At 32.1% G+C, this 20,239-nt stretch carries 18 protein-coding genes; 8 read left to right on the top strand and 10 right to left on the bottom strand.

Annotated features, from left to right (window positions below; genetic code table 11):
• Positions 1 to 211 precede the first annotated feature (211 nt).
• The 7 genes from WN975_RS06885 to WN975_RS06855 form a co-directional block, all read right to left on the bottom strand.
• On the bottom strand, positions 212 to 841 hold the full coding sequence (locus WN975_RS06885) for a DsbA family oxidoreductase (RefSeq protein WP_337965852.1): 630 nt from the start codon (positions 839 to 841) through the stop codon (positions 212 to 214).
• 385 nt (positions 842 to 1,226) lie between these two features.
• Positions 1,227 to 2,345 (bottom strand): DNA polymerase III subunit beta, encoded by a 1,119-nt coding sequence (gene dnaN / locus WN975_RS06880; protein ID WP_099712608.1) that lies wholly within the window; start codon positions 2,343 to 2,345, stop codon positions 1,227 to 1,229.
• Positions 2,346 to 2,452: 107 nt separating this feature from the next.
• Positions 2,453 to 4,138, bottom strand: a complete 1,686-nt coding sequence (gene gldG, locus WN975_RS06875) for a gliding motility-associated ABC transporter substrate-binding protein GldG (protein WP_337965851.1) — start codon at positions 4,136 to 4,138, stop codon at positions 2,453 to 2,455.
• On the bottom strand, positions 4,138 to 4,863 hold the full coding sequence (gene gldF, locus WN975_RS06870; RefSeq protein ID WP_337965850.1) for a gliding motility-associated ABC transporter permease subunit GldF: 726 nt from the start codon (positions 4,861 to 4,863) through the stop codon (positions 4,138 to 4,140). The genes gldG and gldF overlap by 1 nt, the downstream gene beginning before the upstream one ends.
• Positions 4,864 to 4,939: 76 nt before the next feature.
• Entirely contained in the window at positions 4,940 to 5,503 is a 564-nt protein-coding gene (locus WN975_RS06865) for a hypothetical protein (protein ID WP_337965849.1), read from the bottom strand.
• 162 nt (positions 5,504 to 5,665) lie between these two features.
• A complete protein-coding gene (locus tag WN975_RS06860; RefSeq protein ID WP_337965848.1) occupies positions 5,666 to 5,962 on the bottom strand; it encodes an antibiotic biosynthesis monooxygenase family protein in 297 nt (98 codons plus the stop codon).
• Positions 5,963 to 6,207: 245 nt separating this feature from the next.
• Positions 6,208 to 7,035 carry an SAM-dependent chlorinase/fluorinase gene (locus WN975_RS06855; protein ID WP_337965847.1) on the bottom strand — a complete coding sequence of 276 codons (828 nt, stop codon included), beginning with the start codon at positions 7,033 to 7,035 and terminating at the stop codon, positions 6,208 to 6,210.
• 238 nt (positions 7,036 to 7,273) lie between these two features.
• Here WN975_RS06855 and WN975_RS06850 point away from each other — a divergent pair, with 238 nt between their 5' ends.
• From WN975_RS06850 to WN975_RS06820, 7 genes are all read left to right on the top strand, one after another.
• The gene (locus WN975_RS06850; RefSeq protein WP_056190794.1) at positions 7,274 to 8,224 is read left to right on the top strand and encodes a PhoH family protein; all 951 of its coding nucleotides are present in this window, start codon (positions 7,274 to 7,276) and stop codon (positions 8,222 to 8,224) included.
• A gap of 134 nt (positions 8,225 to 8,358) precedes the next feature.
• The gene (locus WN975_RS06845; RefSeq protein ID WP_337965846.1) at positions 8,359 to 8,841 is read left to right on the top strand and encodes a hypothetical protein; all 483 of its coding nucleotides are present in this window, start codon (positions 8,359 to 8,361) and stop codon (positions 8,839 to 8,841) included.
• Entirely contained in the window at positions 8,838 to 9,200 is a 363-nt protein-coding gene (locus WN975_RS06840) for a DUF1801 domain-containing protein (RefSeq protein WP_337965845.1), read from the top strand. Before WN975_RS06845 ends, WN975_RS06840 begins: the two co-directional genes overlap by 4 nt.
• 139 nt (positions 9,201 to 9,339) lie before the next feature.
• Positions 9,340 to 10,173 carry a Cof-type HAD-IIB family hydrolase gene (locus WN975_RS06835; protein ID WP_337965844.1) on the top strand — a complete coding sequence of 278 codons (834 nt, stop codon included), beginning with the start codon at positions 9,340 to 9,342 and terminating at the stop codon, positions 10,171 to 10,173.
• A 221-nt stretch (positions 10,174 to 10,394) separates the two neighbouring features.
• On the top strand, positions 10,395 to 12,743 hold the full coding sequence (locus tag WN975_RS06830; protein ID WP_337965843.1) for a prolyl oligopeptidase family serine peptidase: 2,349 nt from the start codon (positions 10,395 to 10,397) through the stop codon (positions 12,741 to 12,743).
• Between the two features lie 174 nt (positions 12,744 to 12,917).
• Positions 12,918 to 13,871, top strand: coding sequence for a phosphoribosylaminoimidazolesuccinocarboxamide synthase (locus tag WN975_RS06825; protein ID WP_337965842.1), 954 nt, complete (start codon positions 12,918 to 12,920; stop codon positions 13,869 to 13,871).
• Between the two features lie 392 nt (positions 13,872 to 14,263).
• Positions 14,264 to 14,644 (top strand): ankyrin repeat domain-containing protein, encoded by a 381-nt coding sequence (locus WN975_RS06820; RefSeq protein ID WP_337965841.1) that lies wholly within the window; start codon positions 14,264 to 14,266, stop codon positions 14,642 to 14,644.
• Positions 14,645 to 14,691: 47 nt separating this feature from the next.
• Here the strand turns inward: WN975_RS06820 and WN975_RS06815 are convergent, their stop codons facing one another.
• Entirely contained in the window at positions 14,692 to 15,231 is a 540-nt protein-coding gene (locus WN975_RS06815; RefSeq protein WP_337965840.1) for an SRPBCC family protein, read from the bottom strand.
• A gap of 356 nt (positions 15,232 to 15,587) precedes the next feature.
• Here WN975_RS06815 and WN975_RS06810 point away from each other — a divergent pair, with 356 nt between their 5' ends.
• Positions 15,588 to 15,968, top strand: a complete 381-nt coding sequence (locus WN975_RS06810) for an ankyrin repeat domain-containing protein (protein ID WP_337965839.1) — start codon at positions 15,588 to 15,590, stop codon at positions 15,966 to 15,968.
• A gap of 343 nt (positions 15,969 to 16,311) precedes the next feature.
• Here the strand turns inward: WN975_RS06810 and WN975_RS06805 are convergent, their stop codons facing one another.
• Complete coding sequence (locus WN975_RS06805) at positions 16,312 to 16,914, bottom strand: DUF2238 domain-containing protein (protein WP_337965838.1); 603 nt, start codon at positions 16,912 to 16,914, stop codon at positions 16,312 to 16,314.
• Between the two features lie 219 nt (positions 16,915 to 17,133).
• The gene (locus WN975_RS06800) at positions 17,134 to 20,232 is read right to left on the bottom strand and encodes a CusA/CzcA family heavy metal efflux RND transporter (protein WP_337965837.1); all 3,099 of its coding nucleotides are present in this window, start codon (positions 20,230 to 20,232) and stop codon (positions 17,134 to 17,136) included.
• Positions 20,233 to 20,239: the final 7 nt, after the last annotated feature.

Below are 20,239 nucleotides of genomic sequence, written 5' to 3'. Positions count from 1 at the left end.
CTAAAGTTAGGGTTGATTCACTTTGACTGCTTCGACTTCGCTCAGCATGACAAATATCGCTTGTCACTCTGAGCGAAGTCGAAGAGCAAAACGTAATCACAAAGAAAAGCATCTATACTCTTTATTCTTTATTCTTTATTCTTTATTCTTTACTCTATAATCTATTTTCTATGTTCTATAATCTTGCCTCTTGCTTCTTTCTTCTAAAATCTTACTTCAATCCTTCTTTAATAGTCTGTACAAAAGCCTCAACTGGTTGCGCTCCTGAAACCGCATACTTTCTATCAAAAACAAAAAACGGAACACCTTGTACTCCAATTTCATTTGCTTCGTGAATATCAGTGTGAACATCGCTTAAATAAAGATTCTCATTTTCTACAACTTCTTGTACTTCTTTTGAATCTAAACCTGCCTGAACACCTAATTCTATTAAGGTTTGATTGTCATTTAAATCTTTTCCTTCAGTGAAATAAGCTTTAAAAAAGATTTCTTCCATTTCGTCGCCTAATTTTTTGGCTTTAGCCAAATGTATAATGCGATGTGCAGTCAAAGAATTTGAGATAATAGCTTTGTCAAAATGATAATCCAAACCAACGCTTTTTGCGCGTTCTACGACACCTTTATGCATTTCTATTGATTGTTCAATAGAAATACCTTTTCGTTCGGCTAGAAACGTATAAACATCTTTACCTGATTGTGGTGTGATAGTTGGGTCAAGTTGAAAGCTTTTCCACTCAATTTCAAATTCTCCATTTGGAAACTCAGCTAAGGCTGTTTCCAGTTGTCTTTTTCCGATGTAACAAAACGGACACATGATGTCCGACCAAATTTCTATTTTCATATTACAAAGTTAAAGAAAATTTGTTTCAGGTTTTATTTGTTTCATGTTTCAAGTTTGCTTGTATTGTGTTTTTTACCGCAAAGCTCGCTAAGGTTTTTCGCAAAGTTCGCAAAGCTTTGCGTTCTTCGCGTTTGTAAGTACAAGCTATATCAAAAAAACTTTGCGCGCTTTGCGGTAAAAATCAGCCCAATCTATAATCGCATTTCAACTTGAAACTTTAAACCTGAAACAAAAAAGTGTTCCAAATAAAAAACCGCAACTCTTTATAGGAATTGCGGTTTCTAGGTATAAAAAATGGTTGGTTAATAGCGATATTTTTTTTTACAATGATATGTCTTTAATTTGAAATTAAAAAAAATCCCTGTAACAAAAAGAACTTTTGATGTTAACTATTTAACATTACAGGCATTACCAACATTGTAACGGTTTCACCTTCTTCTAAACCATCAACTGGCGTAAGGATTCCGGCTCTGTTAGGCAATGACATTTCTAACATAATCATATCAGATTGTAAGTTAGTTAACATCTCCGTTAAGAAACGAGAGTTGAAACCAATTTGAAGATCATCTCCTTGATAATCACAAGTCAATCTTTCTTCAGCTTTGTTTGAATAGTCAATATCTTCCGCAGAAACATTTAATTCAGCTCCGGCGATTTTTAGACGAATTTGGTGCGTTGTTTTGTTTGAGAAAATTGCCACACGACGAACTGAACTTAAAAATAAAGAACGGTCAATCATTAATTTGTTTGGATTTTCTTTTGGAATTACCGCTTCATAATTAGGGTATTTTCCATCAATTAAACGACACATTAAGATATAATTGTCAAATGAGAAAGTCGCATTTGAATCGTTGTATTCAATTTTTACTTCGGCATCAGAAGATCCAAGGATACTTTTTAAGATATTCAAAGGTTTCTTAGGCATAATAAAATCAGCAACCTGAGACGCTTTTACATCTGTACGGGCATATTTTACTAATTTATGAGCGTCTGTTGCTACAAAAGTCAATCCTTCTGGTGAGAACTGAAAGAAAACTCCAGACATTACCGGACGTAAATCGTCGTTTCCGGCAGCAAAAATAGTTTTGCTTACAGCAGTTGCCAAAACATCTGCAGGAACAAGCGTAACAGAAGGATCTTCAAGACTTACTGCTTTAGGAAATTCTTCTCCTGCAGCGTATGCTAATGCATATTTTCCTGAGTTTGAACTAATTTCGACTGTATTGTTTTCTTCAACTGTAAAAGTTAAAGGTTGCTCTGGAAACGTTTTCAAAATTTCAAGCAAAAGTTTAGCTGGCACAGCAACACTTCCTTTACTTGTAGAATCGATTGATAATGTAGCCGACATTGTAGTTTCAAGATCTGAAGCCGAAACTGTCAACTCACTATTGTCTAGTTCAAATAAAAAGTTATCTAAAATAGGCAACGTATTGTTACTGTTGATTACACTACCTAAAACTTGTAATTGTTTTAATAAGTACGAACTCGATACTATAAATTTCATCTCTTTTGTTTTATTTTTTTGCACTTTTCCTTAGTATTTCTTCAACTAAGATAGGTTTTACAAATATATCGTAAACAATCTTAGTTTCGCAATTTTTTTATTAACATCTATTTGCTGTATTTTCTTTTTCGCAAGTAAGTAAATACGATTCCAAAAACTAATAAAATTAGAATTGGAAGTCCGATAGTTATGAATTGCGTCATCGTATAATTCTCGTAAACCTTCTCTTTGTCTAATAACGGTAAGCTGACATCTTTGCTTCTAATGTTAATAAGTCCTGTATCATCCAACAAATAATTAATACAATTCATCATAAAATCTTTGTTGTCGTATAGGTTTCCTGTACGTTGATCGTAACCTAATTCAACAGGCATCATGTTTTTGTCTAATTGATTTCTCGCGAGATCTCCATCAGCAATTACAATCATTTTGTTTGGTTTTCCTTTTGCTAAAAATGAATTTTCCTTGAAAGGTAAAACGCGATTCTCAAAAGCCGAATGGAAAGAACCTTCCAATAAAACAGAAAGTGGAATATTTCCTTTGTTTAAATAATCCTGTGGAGAACTTTTCTCTGTTACAATGTTTAAATTGATTTCTGTTGGAGTTCCAATTACTTTCGAATATTGAGACGATTGTAATAAAACTGTTTTTTTGATTCCGTTTTTTAAAGTATCGATCGGGCTTGCAAAATCAAACTTAATCTGACCTAGATTTTTTACAATAGGATTACTGCTGATTGGAACTACGACAGGAGCATATTTCCAAAAGAATTCCTGATATTGTGTAGCACTTCCTTGTTCTCCGGTCGCTAATTTTATTGGACTTCCTTGTTCGTCTTTTACTAAATCAGGATTAATTCTGAATCCATATTTAAAGAACATATCGTTTAGATTCAAATCTCTTGGATAGGCTAAAGTTGCTCCGGATTGATTGTACAAACTGTCCATATCTGCTGCAACCTGATCGATTAACCATAACGTTTTTCCGCCGTTCATGATATATTGATCTAAAACTTGCTTTTCTTCGTCAGAAAAAGTTTCTGTTGGTTTTGAGATAATTGCAAGATCATATTTCTTTAAAGCATTTAAAGTTCCGTTTGGATCTTTGGCTACAGAATCTAATGTAAAAGGTCCAATATAATAGCTTTCGCGAATTTGCTGCAGCATTTTGGCAATGTGAATTTCGTTCAATTCTCCATTTCCTTTTATGATTGCAACTTTCTTTTGTCTGTCTTTGCTAATTTTATTAATGGCATCGGCAATTGAATATTCTAAATGCTGAATCGATCCAATTACTTTCTGTGTAGTCGAAGCGCCCATTATGTTTTTCAACAAAGGAATATTAACTTCTTTATTGTTATAAACTGCAATTGCCCAAGGAAAAACCATCGCCTGAGATTGCTTTCCTTTATCGTCAACAGTTATGTTTATTGGCGTAAGACCTTTTTGATACAAAGATTTTACAACATCCATGCTTTCGTCTTTGTTCTCCATTGGATTTACAAATTCGAAAACTATATTGCTGTTATAAGCTTGAAATTCTTCTAGTAATTGTCTGGTTTCTTGTTGTAAACGTTTGAAATCTGCGGGTAAATCACCTTGCATATAAATCTTAATCGACAACGGATTTTTAACCTGTTTTACAATCTGTAAAGAGGTTTCGGATAAAGTATATCTTTTGTCTTTTGTTAAATCAAATCGGTGGAAAAATAAACTTCCTAATACATTTAAAACGATTAAAACAAAAACAGTAATACCTAATGTTTTGATATTTTGTTGAGTAGACGCTTTCATTAGGCTTTAAAAGATTTTAATTGATAAACTGTAAAAGACAGAAATAATACGGTGATGCTCAAAAAATAGATAACATCGCGAGTATCAATTACGCCTCGACTCATACTTTTAAAGTGATCCTGCATACCAAGAGCCGAAACAATTGTCGAAGATCCCGGAATTAATGAAGCTAAACCTTCAAATCCAAAATAAAAGAAAAAGCATATAAAAACAGCAATTATAAAAGCTACAATTTGATTTTCGGATAGGGTAGAAGTAAAAATCCCAATTGCAGAATAAGCAGCAATCAAAAACAATAATCCAAAATAAGAACCAATTGTGCTTCCCATATCGATATTTCCTTCTGGCGAACCTAAATTAGAAATTACTTTTACATATATAAATGTTGGAATAATTGCTAGAATAATCAATAGGAGAGAACCTAAAAACTTTCCATTTACGATTTCCCAAATTGATAATGGTTTTGTTAAAAGCAATTCTAATGTTCCTTGTTTTTTTTCGTCAGAGAAACTTCTCATTGTAACCGCCGGAATCAGGAAAATCAAAATCCATGGCGCTAATGTGAAAAACGGAGTCAAATCTGCGTAACCGGTATTTAATATATTGTAATCTCCTTCGAACACCCATAAAAATAGTCCGTTGCTAATTAGGAAAATAGCAATGACTAAATAGCCAATAGGAGAGCCAAAAAAGGATTTTATTTCTCGTAAAATGATTGATTTCATTTAATTGTTGTTTAATCGTTTTATTTGTATTTTTTGTTTAAAGTTTCATGTTTCAGGTTTTGAAAAACTTAGTAAACTAAATTAGTTCTCGTTTTTCTTGCTCTGATTTTAGTTCTTCAAAATGTTCAATATATGACTTTCTGTTTTTTTTATACATTTCTGTAAAATCCATTTCAGTATAATATTCAATCAAGTCGGTAAGTTCATTATCTGTTAAATCATTTATTTCTTTGAATTTGATTGAATCATCAAAAGTTCCTTCATATTTTTCATTTAATATTTCTGTTGCTTTTTCTTTCGCCGGAACATTATTCAGCTCTGCAATTTTGAATTTATTCTTTTGTAATTCTTTTTCGCCAATTATATTAAGATACTCTTCAATAATACTTGTATCAATTTCAATTACACCTTTTCCAGACTTATGTCTATCATCCCCATTTTTTTTAACTCCTGAAATCCAATAATTAATTCCGGTTTCAAGGTCAAAATAGTTACTTGAGATTCCTTTTCCTTTTTTGTAAATGTTTCCATTGAAATAAATCGTTTGCTTCGTTTTGGAGAAAAAACATTTTCCAATCCACGCTTTTCCATTGTGATTTGCTTCAGTTTTATTTTCAACATATACAATTTCAGATTTCATCTTAGTTATTGTTTAGAGTTTTATTTTGTTTCAGGTTTCATGTTTCAAGTCTAGCTTTGCGAACTTTGCGTTTCATTAAACCTTATTAAATATAATCTTTGCGCCCTTTGCGGTTAATTCATTCCAATTTTCAGTTTCAACAATAACTTGAAACCTGAAACTTTAAACTAAAGAAACTAATTTATCCACGCTCCAAGCTTCAGGTTTTGCATTAAACAATTGCTTTGTAAAACTCCAAACTGTATTAAAAAGCTCAGATTGTCTGTAATTTTTTAAATCTTCTTCGGTTTCCCAATAACTATAAGTAAAAAATATGCATTTGTCGTTTTTATCCTGATACAATTCTAAAAAACGATTTCCATCTGCTTTTCGTATTTTGTCTTTTACGGATTCAAAATTCTCCAGAAAATCAGGAATTTTTTCTTCGTGAAAACTCATTTTGACTATTCGAACAAACATATTTTAATTTTAGATTTTAGATTGCTGATTTTAGATTTTTTATTGAAGTCTAAAATTATTTCAGGTGCGCAAAAATACCAAAATAGATTGTTCTTTTTATTAAAAAGTAAAATATTCTAAAAGCTAATTTTTGATACAATTTTGTCATTGCCAGGAATGACAAAAAAAAAGAAAAAATCCGTGTAAATCTGTTAAATCAGTTTAATCTACGAGCGATTTTTGCGTTATCAAAGAATCTAAAATTTCTACAAAAACTTAATCGTTATTACATCACGATAATTCAATCCTAAAAGGCTATTTGCAGAACCAACTTTTGAAGGATTACTCCTAAAAATGGCAATTTCTAGAAAACCAGCTTCATTAAAAATGGCAAGTTTTTCTCCTTCATATGTTTTTATAGGATATTTATCTGATGTTGCAATAGCGGAATAATTTGGCAAAATAGTTTTAATACTTTTTGGCTTCATAACGATTTCATACGGACGTCCTTTTGCGATTTCTACAAATTGCTTTTTCGAAATATTTGTTACGACGTTTCCAAAATGATCGATGTAAATCACATATCCTTTTATAGAAGTTCCGTCGTTTGAAATCACAGGTTGCAGTTCTGTAATTTGTTTAATTTCCGAGATTTCTTTTCCGATGACATTTAGTAATCCGCCTTTAGAAATATGAGAAGCTACTTTTATAAAAATATCCAAATCGCTGAATTCACTCGGAAAACGGTCATGTATATTGATAGAAACAATTTTTTGCGGAACAATCTTCTGCGTAAGCATACTTAGAATACCATTATCGGCACAAATAAAGAAATGATCGTTCCATTCCATTGCAATATGCTGGTTTTCTTTATTGCGTTCAATATCGACTCCAATTAAGTGTACAGTTCCTTTTGGAAAACTCAAATAAGATGCGCCAACAACGTAACTTGCTTCAGCAGTGTTGAATGGATCTATGTCATGCGAAATATCCACAATTGTAACCTCTGGATACTCTGATAATATTTTACCCTTTAGCGAACCAACAAAGTGGTCTTTTAAGCCGTAATCGGTAGTAAGGGTAATTATTGACATAATTTTGTTTATAACTATTGGTAGTATTTAAATCTAATTTTCATTAAATTTGAGAAATGCAAAGCTAATAATAGTAATTGCAAAATGAAAGAAAGAAAAGACAATTTGCAATAATAGTCTCAGCTATCAGCCACAATGGCAATTATGGAAAACTGGCACAAAAACTGCAAGTATAAAAAAGACCCGACAACCACTAAATTATAAAAACTGATTTATTTTTAATTTAAAACTATCTCATTTGAACGAAAGAATTATCGAGCTCATAGACATCGCTCCAAAAGACTTTTGGGGCGCTCAAGACACTCATCTTGAAATAATTAAAAAGTATTACCCAAAGCTTAAAATAGTAGCGAGAGGTACCACTTTGAAAGCATTTGGCGAAAAAGAAGTTCTAGATGAATTCGAAAAAAGATTTCAGAGGCTTATGCTTCATTTTACCCGATACAACAACATTGACGATAATGTAATTGAACGTGTAATAATGAGTGATGGTCAGGATGAAAGAAAATCATACGATCATGACAAAATATTAGTTCATGGTGTTGGCGGTAAAATAATTAAGGCAATGACGCCTAACCAACAATTATTGGTAGATACCATCAAGAAAAATGATATGGTGTTTGCAGTTGGTCCTGCGGGAACCGGAAAAACGTATACGGGTGTTGCAATGGCGGTGAAAGCGCTTAAAGACAAGGAAGTAAAAAGGATAATACTAACGCGACCAGCGGTAGAAGCAGGAGAAAATCTTGGTTTTTTACCCGGCGATATGAAAGAAAAATTAGATCCTTATATGCAACCGCTTTATGATGCTTTGCGCGATATGCTGCCTAACGAAAAACTCGAAGATTATATTTTGAAAGGAATTATACAAATTGCGCCGCTTGCATTTATGCGTGGTCGTACGCTTGATAACGCCTTTGTAATTCTCGATGAAGCACAGAACACGACACACTCGCAAATGAAAATGTTTTTGACCCGTATGGGAAAAAATGCCAAATTCATGATTACGGGTGATCCTGGACAGGTCGATTTACCACGCAGAACTATTTCTGGTCTTAAAGAAGCTATTTTGGTTTTGAAAGACGTTGACGGAATCGGGATTATTTATCTTGATGATAAAGATATCGTACGTCACAGATTAGTCAAAAAGGTAATTGACGCTTATAAACAAATAGAAAATCACGATTAATTTTATAAAGTGTCAAATGTAAATCGTGTAATGTGTTTTGACATTTATTAATATTCGTTTTATACATATCTTTCAGTAGAAATGTGTAAAACGAATATTTTTTTTGATAATTTTGAAAATTAAAATTTTATTTGATGACAATTAAAACATTGAGTTTAGCAATACTTATTTTTTCTATTTCGTGCAAAAAGACTGAAAGCAATCCAAAGAATTTTACCGGCACTTGGTATGATACCGGATACGAAGCTGAGAATAAAACAATTTTAAATATACTTCCTGATAATACCTTTTTATATAATGGCGGAAGTAGTTCGTGGACAGGTTTCTCTAACGGAACTTGGAAAATGATTGGAGATACAATAGAATTAAGTAGCGCAAAAATGGAAGATTGTTACAATGTTTTTCCTTTTTCAGATTGTAATTATGCTGATAAAACCAGTAATGTTTTAACGACAATACCAGGTTGCGTGCCTGATATGGATATGTCATTTGTTACTATTGATAAAGAACAGTTTTATATCAAAAATGATTCATTGATCTACAAGCGTAAAAAATTTGCTAAATGCCCTAATAGATTCAAAATTTCTTTTGCAAGAACTCCAAAAAGTAAAAAATGACACAATTGGATGATTTCTATTTAAAACAAGAAGAACCCATAAAAGGGATATTTCTTGTATTGAAAGAAATTATTCTGAAACAAGATACAGATATTACAAATGTTTTAAAATACGGAATGCCTTTCTTTTGCTATAAAGGAAAGATGTTCTGCTATTTGTGGCTTCATAAAAAGTACAAACAACCTTATATAGGAATTGTCGAAGGAAAACATTTTGACGAAGATTTTTTACTTCAGGAAAATCGGTCGAGAATGAAAATTATGCTTTTTGATATAAATGAAGATTTGCCTTTGGAACAAATTGAAGACATTATACAGAAAGCAATAAATTTATATAAATTAGGAATTATTCAAGTTTAAAATACTTATAAAACAATATTTAACGAAATAGTTAAATAAATAATAAACTTGGCGTATTTCGGGCTTTTATGACTTGCAATCTTTGTTCTTGTGCGTGCAAAGACGTAAATTTGCAAATCATAAATACTTGATTTTTAATATGACTTCGAAACTTAAAAATATAAAAGTTGTTGTAACGGACTTAGACGGAACTTTACTCAACCCACACCACAAAATATCAGATTATACTAAATCTATTTTTCAGGAATTACACAATCAAAATATTCTTATCGTTGTTGCCACAGGACGTCATCATCTTGATGCAATGGCAATTATTGAAAAATTGGAAGTTCCGGTTTATCTAGTAAGCTCAAACGGAGCAAGAATTCATTCGCCTGAGCGAAAAGAACTTTTTGCATTTAACTTAGAAAGTGACGTTGTAAAAGCAGCTTTAAACGTAGAAATTGATCCGGAAATTACAGTAGTTTTATTTAAAGAAAATGTTTGGCAAACCAATAGAATAAGCGAAAGATTAAATGCTTTTCAGGAAGAATTAAGATACGCTCCGGAATTGGTTGATTATAAAAAACTGGAAGATTTTGGCGCTATTAAAATATTCTTTTCTCATGATAATCATGAAAAATTAGTAGCTTTAAAAGACGCTATTATGTCAAATTCTTCTCAGGATTTACATCATGCTTTTAGTTTACCAACTTGTCTGGAGTTTATGGATAAATCTGTAGATAAAGCAGTTGCAATCGAGAAAGTTCTGGAAAAAGAAGGGTTTTCATTAGAAGAAGCGATTTCGTTTGGAGACGGTTTTAACGATGTTCAAATGTTGTCTTCAACAGGAAAAGGTTTAATTATGGGAAATGCTCCAGATTTATTAAAGGAAACTTTGCCAAACTTAGAAGTAATTAAAACAAATGCCGAAGATGGTGTTGCAAGATATATAGCTTCAAAAATTTTGGATAAAGAATTTGTTCAGAGTTAATTTTTAAAAGCAAATACGAATAGAAAGTCTATTATTATTATTATTATTATTATTTAAATTGTAATTTTTAGACTTTTAACAAAAATAGAATCCCTGAAGATAATTCTTCAGGGATTTTTTTATGAAACGAATAAAATACTAAGGATTTTGTAACCAAATTGCAGAAACATTTTTTTAATAATCTGCAAAGTGTATTTTTGTTTTCTTAAACGAAAAATACCATGAGAAAAAACTTTTTTATCCTTGCCTTTTTGATTTTTTCAATATTGGGCAATAGCCAAATTTTGAAACTCGAAGAAATAATGAAAGGCGAGTCTTTTATTGGAAATCAACCAACAAACGGACGCTGGTCTTTGGATGGGAAAAAAGTGTATTTTGAATGGAATCCAACGAATGATTTAGGCGAAAGCACTTATTCTTGGCAAAAAGGAGCCGCAAAACCTGTTTTGGTTGAACCTAAAGAAGCTAGTTTTTCTAAACTTGATTTTAAAAGTAAAACTGGTTCTGATGTTTTTTATTATGTAGATAAAGGAGCTTTATATTCTTATACAAATAGTACAAAAGCAGTTAAGAAAATTATTCAGCAAAGCAGCGATATTTCAAATTTGGAATTAGGAACAACTGCAGGAATTGTTTTTTTCGAACAAAATGGTAATATTTTCAAATACAATGCTAAAGAAGGAACAGTTTTGCAAATAACCAACCTTTCTAAAGGAGTTAAAAAAGAGAAAACTACAGATAAAGACTCATTTTTAGTAACACAACAAAAAGAGTTGTTTCAGTTTATTAGAGATAAGGAAGCAAAAAAACAATGGAATCTTGCTAAAGCTAAAGCCACTAAATCTGATTTTGCTAAAGAGTATTTCTATGGAAAAGACAATTTGTATAATCTGAAAGCTAATCCAAATGGAAATTTTGCGACATTTAGTTTAGTTGAAGCAGCAGATATCAAACAAGAAAAAATGGAAGTTTTTATAACGGATGACGGTTATAATCAAACGCCGGATACTAAAGAAAAAGTTTCTACAGCAAATTTGGTAAAAACGAAATTCGGAATTTATTCTGTAGCAAAAGATACTGTTTATTATGTGAATTTTTCGACTTTAAGTCATATTCAGGATTCTCCAAAGTATTATGAAACTTACGATAATTTAAAAAATAAAGCCAAAGAAGATAAACTAATTACAACTCTTGCTCCGGTTTATAACGAAGACGGAACGCTGGCAATTGTCGATATTAGAAGTCAGGATAATAAAGATAGATGGCTGATAAGTTTAAACCTTGAAAACGGAACTTTTAAAGAAATTGAACATCAATATGATGAAGCGTGGATTGGTGGTCCTGGAATTCCATCGTATTCTTTTGAATCTGGAATTCTTGGTTTCTTAGCAGATAACGAAACGATTTATTTCCAATCTGAAGTTACAGGATATTCACATTTATATACTTATAATTTAAAGTCAAACAAGAAAACCCAATTAACAACCGGAAATTGGGAAGTTCGTGACGTAGTATTGTCTAAAGATAAAAAGACGTTTTATTTAACGACAAATACAACAAATCCGGGAAATAGAAATTTCTATAAATTACCTGCAATTGGTGGCGCTTTAGAACCAATTTTGACTAAAGATGGCGCACATGAAGTTGTGGTTTCACCAGATGAAAAATCGCTTTTGGTACGTTATTCTTATAAAAATATTCCATGGGATTTTTATATTGCCGATAATAAAAAGAACACGACATTACAACAAATTTCTTCTTCGCCTTCTGAGAGTTTCAAACAGTATAAATGGAGAGAACCGGAAGTAATTACATTCAAAGCGCAAGACGGAACTCCTGTAAATGCGAGATTATATACGCCAAAAGCAGAAAGTAATAATAAAGCTGCCGTAATTTTTGTTCACGGCGCAGGTTATTTACAAAACGCACATAATTTTTGGAGTAATTATTACAGAGAATATATGTTTCATAATTTGTTGACTGATTTAGGTTATACAGTTTTAGACATTGATTACAGAGGAAGTGATGGTTACGGACGTGATTTTAGAACTGGAATTTACCGTTTTATGGGAGGAAAAGATTTATCTGATCAGCTTGACGGAAAAAAATATCTAGTTGAAAAATACGGAGTTGACGCGAACAGAGTTGGTATTTACGGTGGATCTTATGGTGGATTTATTACTTTGATGGGAATGTTAACGACTCCTGGCGAATTTAAATCTGGCGCTGCATTGCGTTCTGTTACAGATTGGGCACATTACAATCACGGATATACAGGAAATATTTTGAATTTTCCAGAAACAGATCCTGAAGCTTACAAGAAAAGTTCTCCGATTTATTTCGCAGATAATTTAAAAGGAAATCTTGTTATGTTGCACGGAATGGTTGATGATAATGTCGAATATAAAGATGTTGTTCGTTTATCTCAACGTTTTATTGAGTTACAAAAGAAGAATTGGACTCTTTCTACTTTTCCGGTAGAATCACACGGATTTAAAGAAACATACTCGTGGATTGATGAATACAGTAGAATTTTGAATTTATTTAATTCGACTTTGTTAGAAAAATAAGTTTTTCAGTTTTACAGTTGTCTAAAAATGCAACTTGAAGCTTTGACAAAGCTAGCGCAAACTGAGACTGCGACTGAAAACTGAAAACCGCGACTGAAAACTGAATACTTTCTTGCTTGCTCTTTTAATTAGTTTTAAATTTGCAATCATAAAAAAACAACACAACTAAGGATAATGAGCAATACAATTACAACAACAAATTTTAATTTCCCAAATCAAAAATCAGTTTACCGCGGAAAAGTTAGAGAAGTTTACAATATTAATGACGAACTTTTGGTAATGGTTGCAACGGATAGACTTTCGGCTTTTGATGTGGTTTTACCAAAGGGAATTCCGTACAAAGGACAAATTTTAAATCAGATTGCAACAAAATTCATGGAGTTAACTCAGGATATTGTTCCAAATTGGTTAATTGCAACACCAGATCCAAACGTAGCAGTTGGACATTTATGTGATCCTTTTAAAGTAGAAATGGTTATTCGTGGTTATGTTTCAGGTCATGCTGCGCGCGAATATGCTGCCGGAAAAAGACAAATTTGCGGAGTTACAATGGCAGAAGGTTTAAAGGAAAACGATAAATTTCCGGAACCAATTATTACGCCAACTACAAAAGCTGATAACGGTTCTCATGATGAAGATATTTCCCGTGAAGATATTTTATCTAAAGGAATTGTTTCTGAAGAAGATTATTTGGTTTTAGAAAAATATACTCGTGCTTTATTTCAAAGAGGAACTGAAATTGCTGCAAGTCGTGGTTTGATTTTAGTTGATACTAAATACGAATTTGGAAAAACTAAAGACGGAGTTATTGTTTTGATTGATGAAATTCATACACCAGATTCTTCTCGTTATTTTTATGCTGATGGATATCAGGAAAGACAAGAAAAAGGGGAGGAGCAAAAGCAACTTTCAAAAGAATTTGTACGTCGTTGGTTAATCGAAAATGGTTTTCAAGGACAAGACGGACAACAAATTCCAGATATGACAGATGCTTATATTGAATCAGTTTCTGAAAGATATATTGAATTATATGAAAATATTCTTGGAGAGAAATTTGTAAAAGCTGATATCGCTAATATCGATCAGCGCATCGAGAAAAATGTAATAGAATATCTTGCTTCTAAATAGTGATTTTTGGGTTTAAACTAATTATTTAAACCATGAATATTATAAAACATAAAAAATGCCTTGCTCTTTATTTGTATAAAGGCAGGGCATTTTCTTTTTGCGCAAATTGATAATGTTACATTTTATAAGGATTCTAATTCTTTGTTTAAAATGATTTAAAGAATGTTTGCGCAAAAAAAATAGTTTAAAATAAAGACTTTGCAGAAATAAAAAAAAGTGCAATTCAGCTTTTGACTGAGTTGCACTTTTTTATTTTGTTTTTTTTTCATTTAAGTGCAACGTTTTGGGTCATTTATACGTCTATATAGTAAGTAGTAAAGAATTCTAAAAAATAGTTTTATGCATTAATTTAATTTTTACAAAAATCATCAATCATTTAATCATCAATCATCATGAAAAAATCAATCATTATTTTGGGTATAGCTTTGGCTATATCAACAAATGTATCAGAAGCTTCTAATTTGAAGTTATCTGTAAAAAATCAAATTAATTCTTCTGCTTACGCAGCATCACTATTGCATTACGCAGTATGTGACGGAGATATTGAAACCGTTAAAAAATGCATTAAATATGGAGACGATGTAAATAAGTTATCCAGAGACATGTCGCCTTTAATGCTGGCAGCACGTTTTAATAAGGTTGAAATCATTAAAATTCTCCTTGCCAACGGAGCAAATCCTGACATGGAAAATGAAAAAGGCTTTATAGCATTAAATTACGCAGAGTACTCAAAAGCAAATGAATCTATTGCTATTTTGAAAAATCTAAAATAAAGTGTAGTAAAAAGCATCATTACAATTAATGATGCTTTTTTGCTTAATTACTTCTCTAAGTTTGTTTTTAGATTCTCAAGACCTTTATCGAGATCTTTTCCAATCATCTTGTCCATATTCATCATTGGCATCATTATATTCATCGGATAAGGAAAAACGCCATTGATTCCCCATTTTACTTTAGTTTGATTCGCTGCAATTGCATCTGTAGACATAAAACCTACAGCAGTATCATTCATCGGTTCTTTAAAACGTAAAGCAAAATCTATACGTTTTCCTTCAGTGATCTTTGTGATTTCCTGTTCGCCAACACCAACTTCTTTTACTTTGCTTTCCCAGGAAGATATAGAGCCAACAGTTCCATCAATTCCTTTGTAAGTTAATTTCATTTTCGGGTCGATATTTGCCCAAACACTAAATTGATTTTGGTTTTTTAAATACTTCACATATTTAAAAATACTATCGGCTGGTTTGTCGATTACAATCTCTCTTTCTATTGCATATTCTTTTGGCATAAAATACGCCGCGATTAATACAATCGATATAATTAAAATCAACACTACCAAAATTCTTTTAATAATTATCATTTTCTCTAGTTTAAAGGTTAAAAATTAGGTTCTGTTCTGGTTTGATATTCTTTTTTGCTTTCATTTTACAGTAAAGTTAAAAAACTAAAGCCTTGAATTTGTTGGGTTTGAAATTTTTTGATGAATTTTTTTATATTTTTTTCGATTTTACTGTAACATTTCGATAGTTGTAGCGTCTATTAGTAAAGCAAGTTGAAATTTTGGAAACATTAAGTTTTAATATGAAACCCATTTATTAACGGAATGTTAAGAATTAGTTAAAACATGGTACCTTGCAATACATAATACAAAAAATAGAGTACATTTACATAGAAATTAAAAATCATCATTATCAATCAATTAAATAATCAATCAACATGAAAAAATCAGTAATTATTTTAGGAGTAGCTTTAGTAGCATTTGCAAATGTTTCAATGGCAGCAAATCACACACCAGCTGTGAAAAACACAGTTGAATTTAGAACTTATTTCGTATCTCCATTAAACGTTGCAGTTAGCAAAGGAGATGTTGAAATCGTGAAAAAATTTATCGAATATGGAGCTGATGTAAATCAGATATCAGAAGATATGTCTCCTTTAATGGTAGCGGCTCGCTACAATAAAGTAGAAATCTTAAAAGTATTATTAGCAAGTGGTGCACGTCCAAGTGATAAAAACGACAAAGGATATACTGCATTAAAATATGCGCAATTATCTAATGCAACAGATGCAATTGCAATCTTAAAAGATTTAAAATAAAAAATAAACGTTTTGAGCTAAAAGTTTAAAAGAGTTTTGAGTTAGTAATTGAAACGACCTTCCTTGAGCAGAAGGTCGTTTTTATTTTATATAAATTGGTAGAAACTATTTTACCACATAGAAACATAGCTTTTGAAAATTAAAAAAGTAGGCGTTTCACTTTTTTAAATTCACATAGCACACTATGTGTTAGAAACTGGTTTCTTTTGATCTCCTTTTATTGCACGAAGAAAAACTATGTTTCTATGTGCTAAATGTTTTTTTCGCCTACAATAAACAACGGAGTAATTACATTTAACGTTAATAGATAAATTGAGTATATGGTAATCAATTGTGAAAAAGCTTAAAAATTGATTTTCTGAATTTGTCTATCCTGAATTTTGGAGAATAAAATTAACCCAACAATTGCACCAATTGTAGCAAACAACATATCAGATTGTGTGTCCCAAACATATCCCTGAGTTCCTAAAAAGGCGTCACCTCCGTCGCCAGTTGCTAGCGAAACAAACCATTCTATAAATTCGTATGTCGCACTAATTGCCAAGCAAATACAAACGATAATAAAGTTGAAGAAACTTTTATTACTAATTACTTCTTTGCGAATAAAAAGCTCTCTGATAATCATTGCAGGAACTAATCCTTGTGCAAAATGTCCCACTTTATCATAATTATTTCTGCTTTGATGAAATACCTCTTTTATATAGTCAAAAAAAGGAACTTCGGCATACGTATAATGTCCGCCGATGAAGAGAATAATACAATGTATCAATATCAAAGTGTATGTAAAATTGGTAAAGCGGAATTTCTTGAATGTAAAAGCCAAAATTAAGAATCCAATAATTGCCGGAATAATTTCAAGAAAGCAAGTAAATCCCTCTTTTGGATTTATAACCGAAGCTATTAAAGAAATTGTAAAAATGGCGAGTAGAGAATAGATGTATTTCATAGTTATTTTGTGTTATTTTCATTTTTGTCAGACTGAGCGAAGTCGAAGTCCCGCAACGTGATTTAACAATTGGAACTTCGACTTCGCTCAGTTTGACAAGATTGTACGCAAGATATCAAACTAAAATATACCAGAATCAAAAAAGCACCATTAAAATAATGATGCTTTCTCTTTTAACCGAATCAAATTAATTTTAACCAATTAATACTCTTCAATATTTTACTCAATTTTGATATGTTTTTTACGATTGAATACCCAAAATAAAATTGGGAATACCAATAACGTCAGAATTGTTGCTGTAACCAAACCACCAATAATAACAATTGCTAATGGTTTTTGTGATTCAGAACCAATTCCGGTAGATATTGCTGCCGGCATTAAACCTATAGAAGCCATTAAAGCAGTCATAACTACAGCTCTTGTTCTTGCTTTTACTCCCATAAATATGGATTCTTCGAGTGTGAATTTCGCTTTGAGATTATGATGGAATTCGGATATTAGAATAACTCCGTTTTGAATACAAATTCCAAGTAAAGCAATAAAACCAACCCCTGCCGAGATTCCAAAATTCATTCCTGTAAGATGTAAAGCGATGATTCCTCCAATTACTGCAAAAGGAACATTCGCAAGAACTAAAAGAGAATCTTTGATGTTTCCGAATAAAATAAACAACAGAACAAATATCCCGATTAAACTAATTGGAACTACTTGTGCCAAACGTGCACTGGCACGAACTTGATTTTCAAATTCTCCAGTCCAGCCAGTTGTATAACCTGTTGGCATTTTTAATTCAGACACTTTTTTCTGTGCTTCGGCGATTGTACTTCCTAAATCTCGATCACGAACAGAGAATTTTACACCAATAAAACGTTTCGTATTATCTCTGTAAATAAAAGCGGGACCTGTAACGGTTTTAATATCACAAATTTCTTTAAGCGGAATTTTTACGCCACTTATTGTTGGCACTTTTAATTCGGCAAGATCGAATTCGTCTTTACGGTATTCTTTTAAGAAACGAACTCGTACATCAAATTTTTTCTCATCTTCATATTTTTGAGTGGCAGTTTTTCCTCCAAAAGCCAATTCCAGAACGGCTTGAGCATCGCTTAAAGTAACTCCGTAAGCAGCCATTTTTTCTCTGTCCAGAACCACACTGATTTCCGGCTGACCGACATTTCTAAGAATCCCGGCATCTTTTATTCCAGGAATATCCTTGATTTTTGCCAGAACTTCATTCGATAATTCATCTAGTTTATCAAGATCGTCTCCGTATATTTTAACTGCATTTGAAGCTTTAAAACCAGCCACAGATTCAGCGACATTATCAATAACAGGCTGCGAATAATTATAGGTAATTCCCTGATGAACTTTTAGTTTCTGATCCATTTCGTTGATCAGTTCGTCCATATTAATTTTTCGTTTCCATTCTGATTTAGGTTTTAAATCTACCTGAAGCTGAATAAAACCAAAACCATTTGGATCTGTTCCATCGTTACTTCTTCCGGTTTGTGATAAAACATTTTTTACTTCAGGAAAACTTTCAAGATCTTTTCGAATCATTGACGCCGTTTGTACACTTTCAGGCAACGAAGTACTCATTGGCAATTCGGCAGTTACCCATAATGCGCCTTCATTTAATTGTGGTAAAAACTCAGTTCCCAGAAAAGTTGCCGAGAAGAAAACCACTGCCAATAAAGATACAGAAGCAATAAGTGTTTTTACTTTATGTTTAAAAGTCCACGCAAAACCTTTACCAACTATTCTGTCCCAAAAATTCACAAAAGGATTGTTTTTCTCTTTTACATTTTTATTCAAAAGAATATGTGATAGCACAGGAACCAATGTCAAAGTAAAAAGTAAAGCTCCCATTAAGGCAAAACCTAAAGTGTAGGCTAGAGGAGAGAACATTTTTCCTTCTACTTTTTGGAATGAAAATATTGGTAATAACGCTGTAATAATAATAAGTTTAGAAAAGAAGATGGCTTTACCCATTTCAGTTCCGGTTTTTTTAATCAAACTACCTTTTGCGATTTTATTATATTTTGCCATTCCAAGTTGATGCGCCCTATGATCAAGAACTACAAACAAACCTTCGACCATAACGACAGCTCCATCAATGATAATTCCGAAATCGACTGCACCTAAACTTAATAGATTCGCACTCATTCCCATCATTTTGAGACATAAAAACGCAAACAATAAGGATAACGGAATAACGATCGAAACGGTGAATGTTGTTCTCCAATCGGCCATAAAAAGAAATACGACACAAGTAACCAGAATAATTCCTTCGAATAAATTATGCATTACCGTTTCGGTCGTGAAATTCATCAAATTATCACGATCGTAGAAAGTCTCAATTTTTATATCCTTTGGAAGTACATTTTCATTTAAATCCTTTATTTTATCTTTAATTAATGCAAGTGTTTCCTGAGCATTTTCACCTTTTCGCATTACAACAATTCCTTCAACGGCATCATCATTTTTGCCAATTCCGGTTTGACCAACTCTAGGCATTGAACTTTCATAAACTGAAGCAACATTTTTTACTAAAATTGGATTTCCGTGCGCATCATCAACAATAATATTTTCGATATCAGGAATTGATTTCAAAAGCCCGACACCACGAACCACAAATGCTTGTCCATTTTTCTCGATTACATCTCCACCAACATTCAAGTTTCCGGCATTTACAGCATTATAAACTTGTAACGGCGTAATATTATATTTAGCCAATTTTATAGGATCAACACCAACTTCATACGTTTTAACCTGACCACCAAAAACATTCAAATCTGCAACACCAGGAACTGAACGCAATTGTTTGTCAATAATCCAGTTTTGATACGTTAGTAATTCTCTACTGTCTCTACTGTCACTTTTGACAATATATCTAAAAATTTCTCCGGTTGGTCCATAAGGCGGCTGAACATCTGGTTCGACATCATCTGGAAGAGAAACATTTTTCAATAAATTATTTACTTGTTGACGCGCAAATGTATCATCGACACCATCATCAAAAATAATCTTGATTACAGATAAACCAAACATCGTTATACTACGAACGCTGGTCTTTTTTTGTACCGAATTCATAGAGATTTCAATAGGCGAGGTGACAAAACGCTCTACTTCTTCGGCACTTTTACCATTCCATTGTGTAATGATAATTATCTGTGTGTTAGTTACATCCGGAAAAGCGTCAATAGGCATATTCTTGAAAGAAATAAATCCGGCAACTGCCAATATTCCCACCCAAAAAAATGTAAATGCTTTGTTCTTAAGTGAAAAAGCAATAATATTTCGTATGAATTTGTTCATTTTAAAA

This window comes from uncultured Flavobacterium sp. (genome assembly GCF_951805225.1).
GTDB lineage: Bacteria > Bacteroidota > Bacteroidia > Flavobacteriales > Flavobacteriaceae > Flavobacterium.
The sequence above is the reverse complement of the archived record's forward strand: the minus strand, read 5'-3'. Positions and strand labels throughout refer to the sequence as shown.

What these genes read in the sequence shown, in the direction of transcription:
- WN975_RS06885 (WP_337965852.1), bottom strand. Translation starts at nt 841, where the DNA reads ATGAAAATAGAAATTTGGTCGGACATCATGTGTCCGTTTTGTTACATC.
- dnaN (WP_099712608.1), bottom strand. Translation starts at nt 2,345, where the DNA reads ATGAAATTTATAGTATCGAGTTCGTACTTATTAAAACAATTACAAGTT.
- gldG (WP_337965851.1), bottom strand. Translation starts at nt 4,138, where the DNA reads ATGAAAGCGTCTACTCAACAAAATATCAAAACATTAGGTATTACTGTT.
- gldF (WP_337965850.1), bottom strand. Translation starts at nt 4,863, where the DNA reads ATGAAATCAATCATTTTACGAGAAATAAAATCCTTTTTTGGCTCTCCT.
- WN975_RS06865 (WP_337965849.1), bottom strand. Translation starts at nt 5,503, where the DNA reads ATGAAATCTGAAATTGTATATGTTGAAAATAAAACTGAAGCAAATCAC.
- WN975_RS06860 (WP_337965848.1), bottom strand. Translation starts at nt 5,962, where the DNA reads ATGTTTGTTCGAATAGTCAAAATGAGTTTTCACGAAGAAAAAATTCCT.
- WN975_RS06855 (WP_337965847.1), bottom strand. Translation starts at nt 7,035, where the DNA reads ATGTCAATAATTACCCTTACTACCGATTACGGCTTAAAAGACCACTTT.
- WN975_RS06845 (WP_337965846.1), top strand. Translation starts at nt 8,359, where the DNA reads ATGACAATTAAAACATTGAGTTTAGCAATACTTATTTTTTCTATTTCG.
- WN975_RS06840 (WP_337965845.1), top strand. Translation starts at nt 8,838, where the DNA reads ATGACACAATTGGATGATTTCTATTTAAAACAAGAAGAACCCATAAAA.
- WN975_RS06835 (WP_337965844.1), top strand. Translation starts at nt 9,340, where the DNA reads ATGACTTCGAAACTTAAAAATATAAAAGTTGTTGTAACGGACTTAGAC.
- WN975_RS06830 (WP_337965843.1), top strand. Translation starts at nt 10,395, where the DNA reads ATGAGAAAAAACTTTTTTATCCTTGCCTTTTTGATTTTTTCAATATTG.
- WN975_RS06825 (WP_337965842.1), top strand. Translation starts at nt 12,918, where the DNA reads ATGAGCAATACAATTACAACAACAAATTTTAATTTCCCAAATCAAAAA.
- WN975_RS06820 (WP_337965841.1), top strand. Translation starts at nt 14,264, where the DNA reads ATGAAAAAATCAATCATTATTTTGGGTATAGCTTTGGCTATATCAACA.
- WN975_RS06815 (WP_337965840.1), bottom strand. Translation starts at nt 15,231, where the DNA reads ATGATAATTATTAAAAGAATTTTGGTAGTGTTGATTTTAATTATATCG.
- WN975_RS06810 (WP_337965839.1), top strand. Translation starts at nt 15,588, where the DNA reads ATGAAAAAATCAGTAATTATTTTAGGAGTAGCTTTAGTAGCATTTGCA.
- WN975_RS06805 (WP_337965838.1), bottom strand. Translation starts at nt 16,914, where the DNA reads ATGAAATACATCTATTCTCTACTCGCCATTTTTACAATTTCTTTAATA.
- WN975_RS06800 (WP_337965837.1), bottom strand. Translation starts at nt 20,232, where the DNA reads ATGAACAAATTCATACGAAATATTATTGCTTTTTCACTTAAGAACAAA.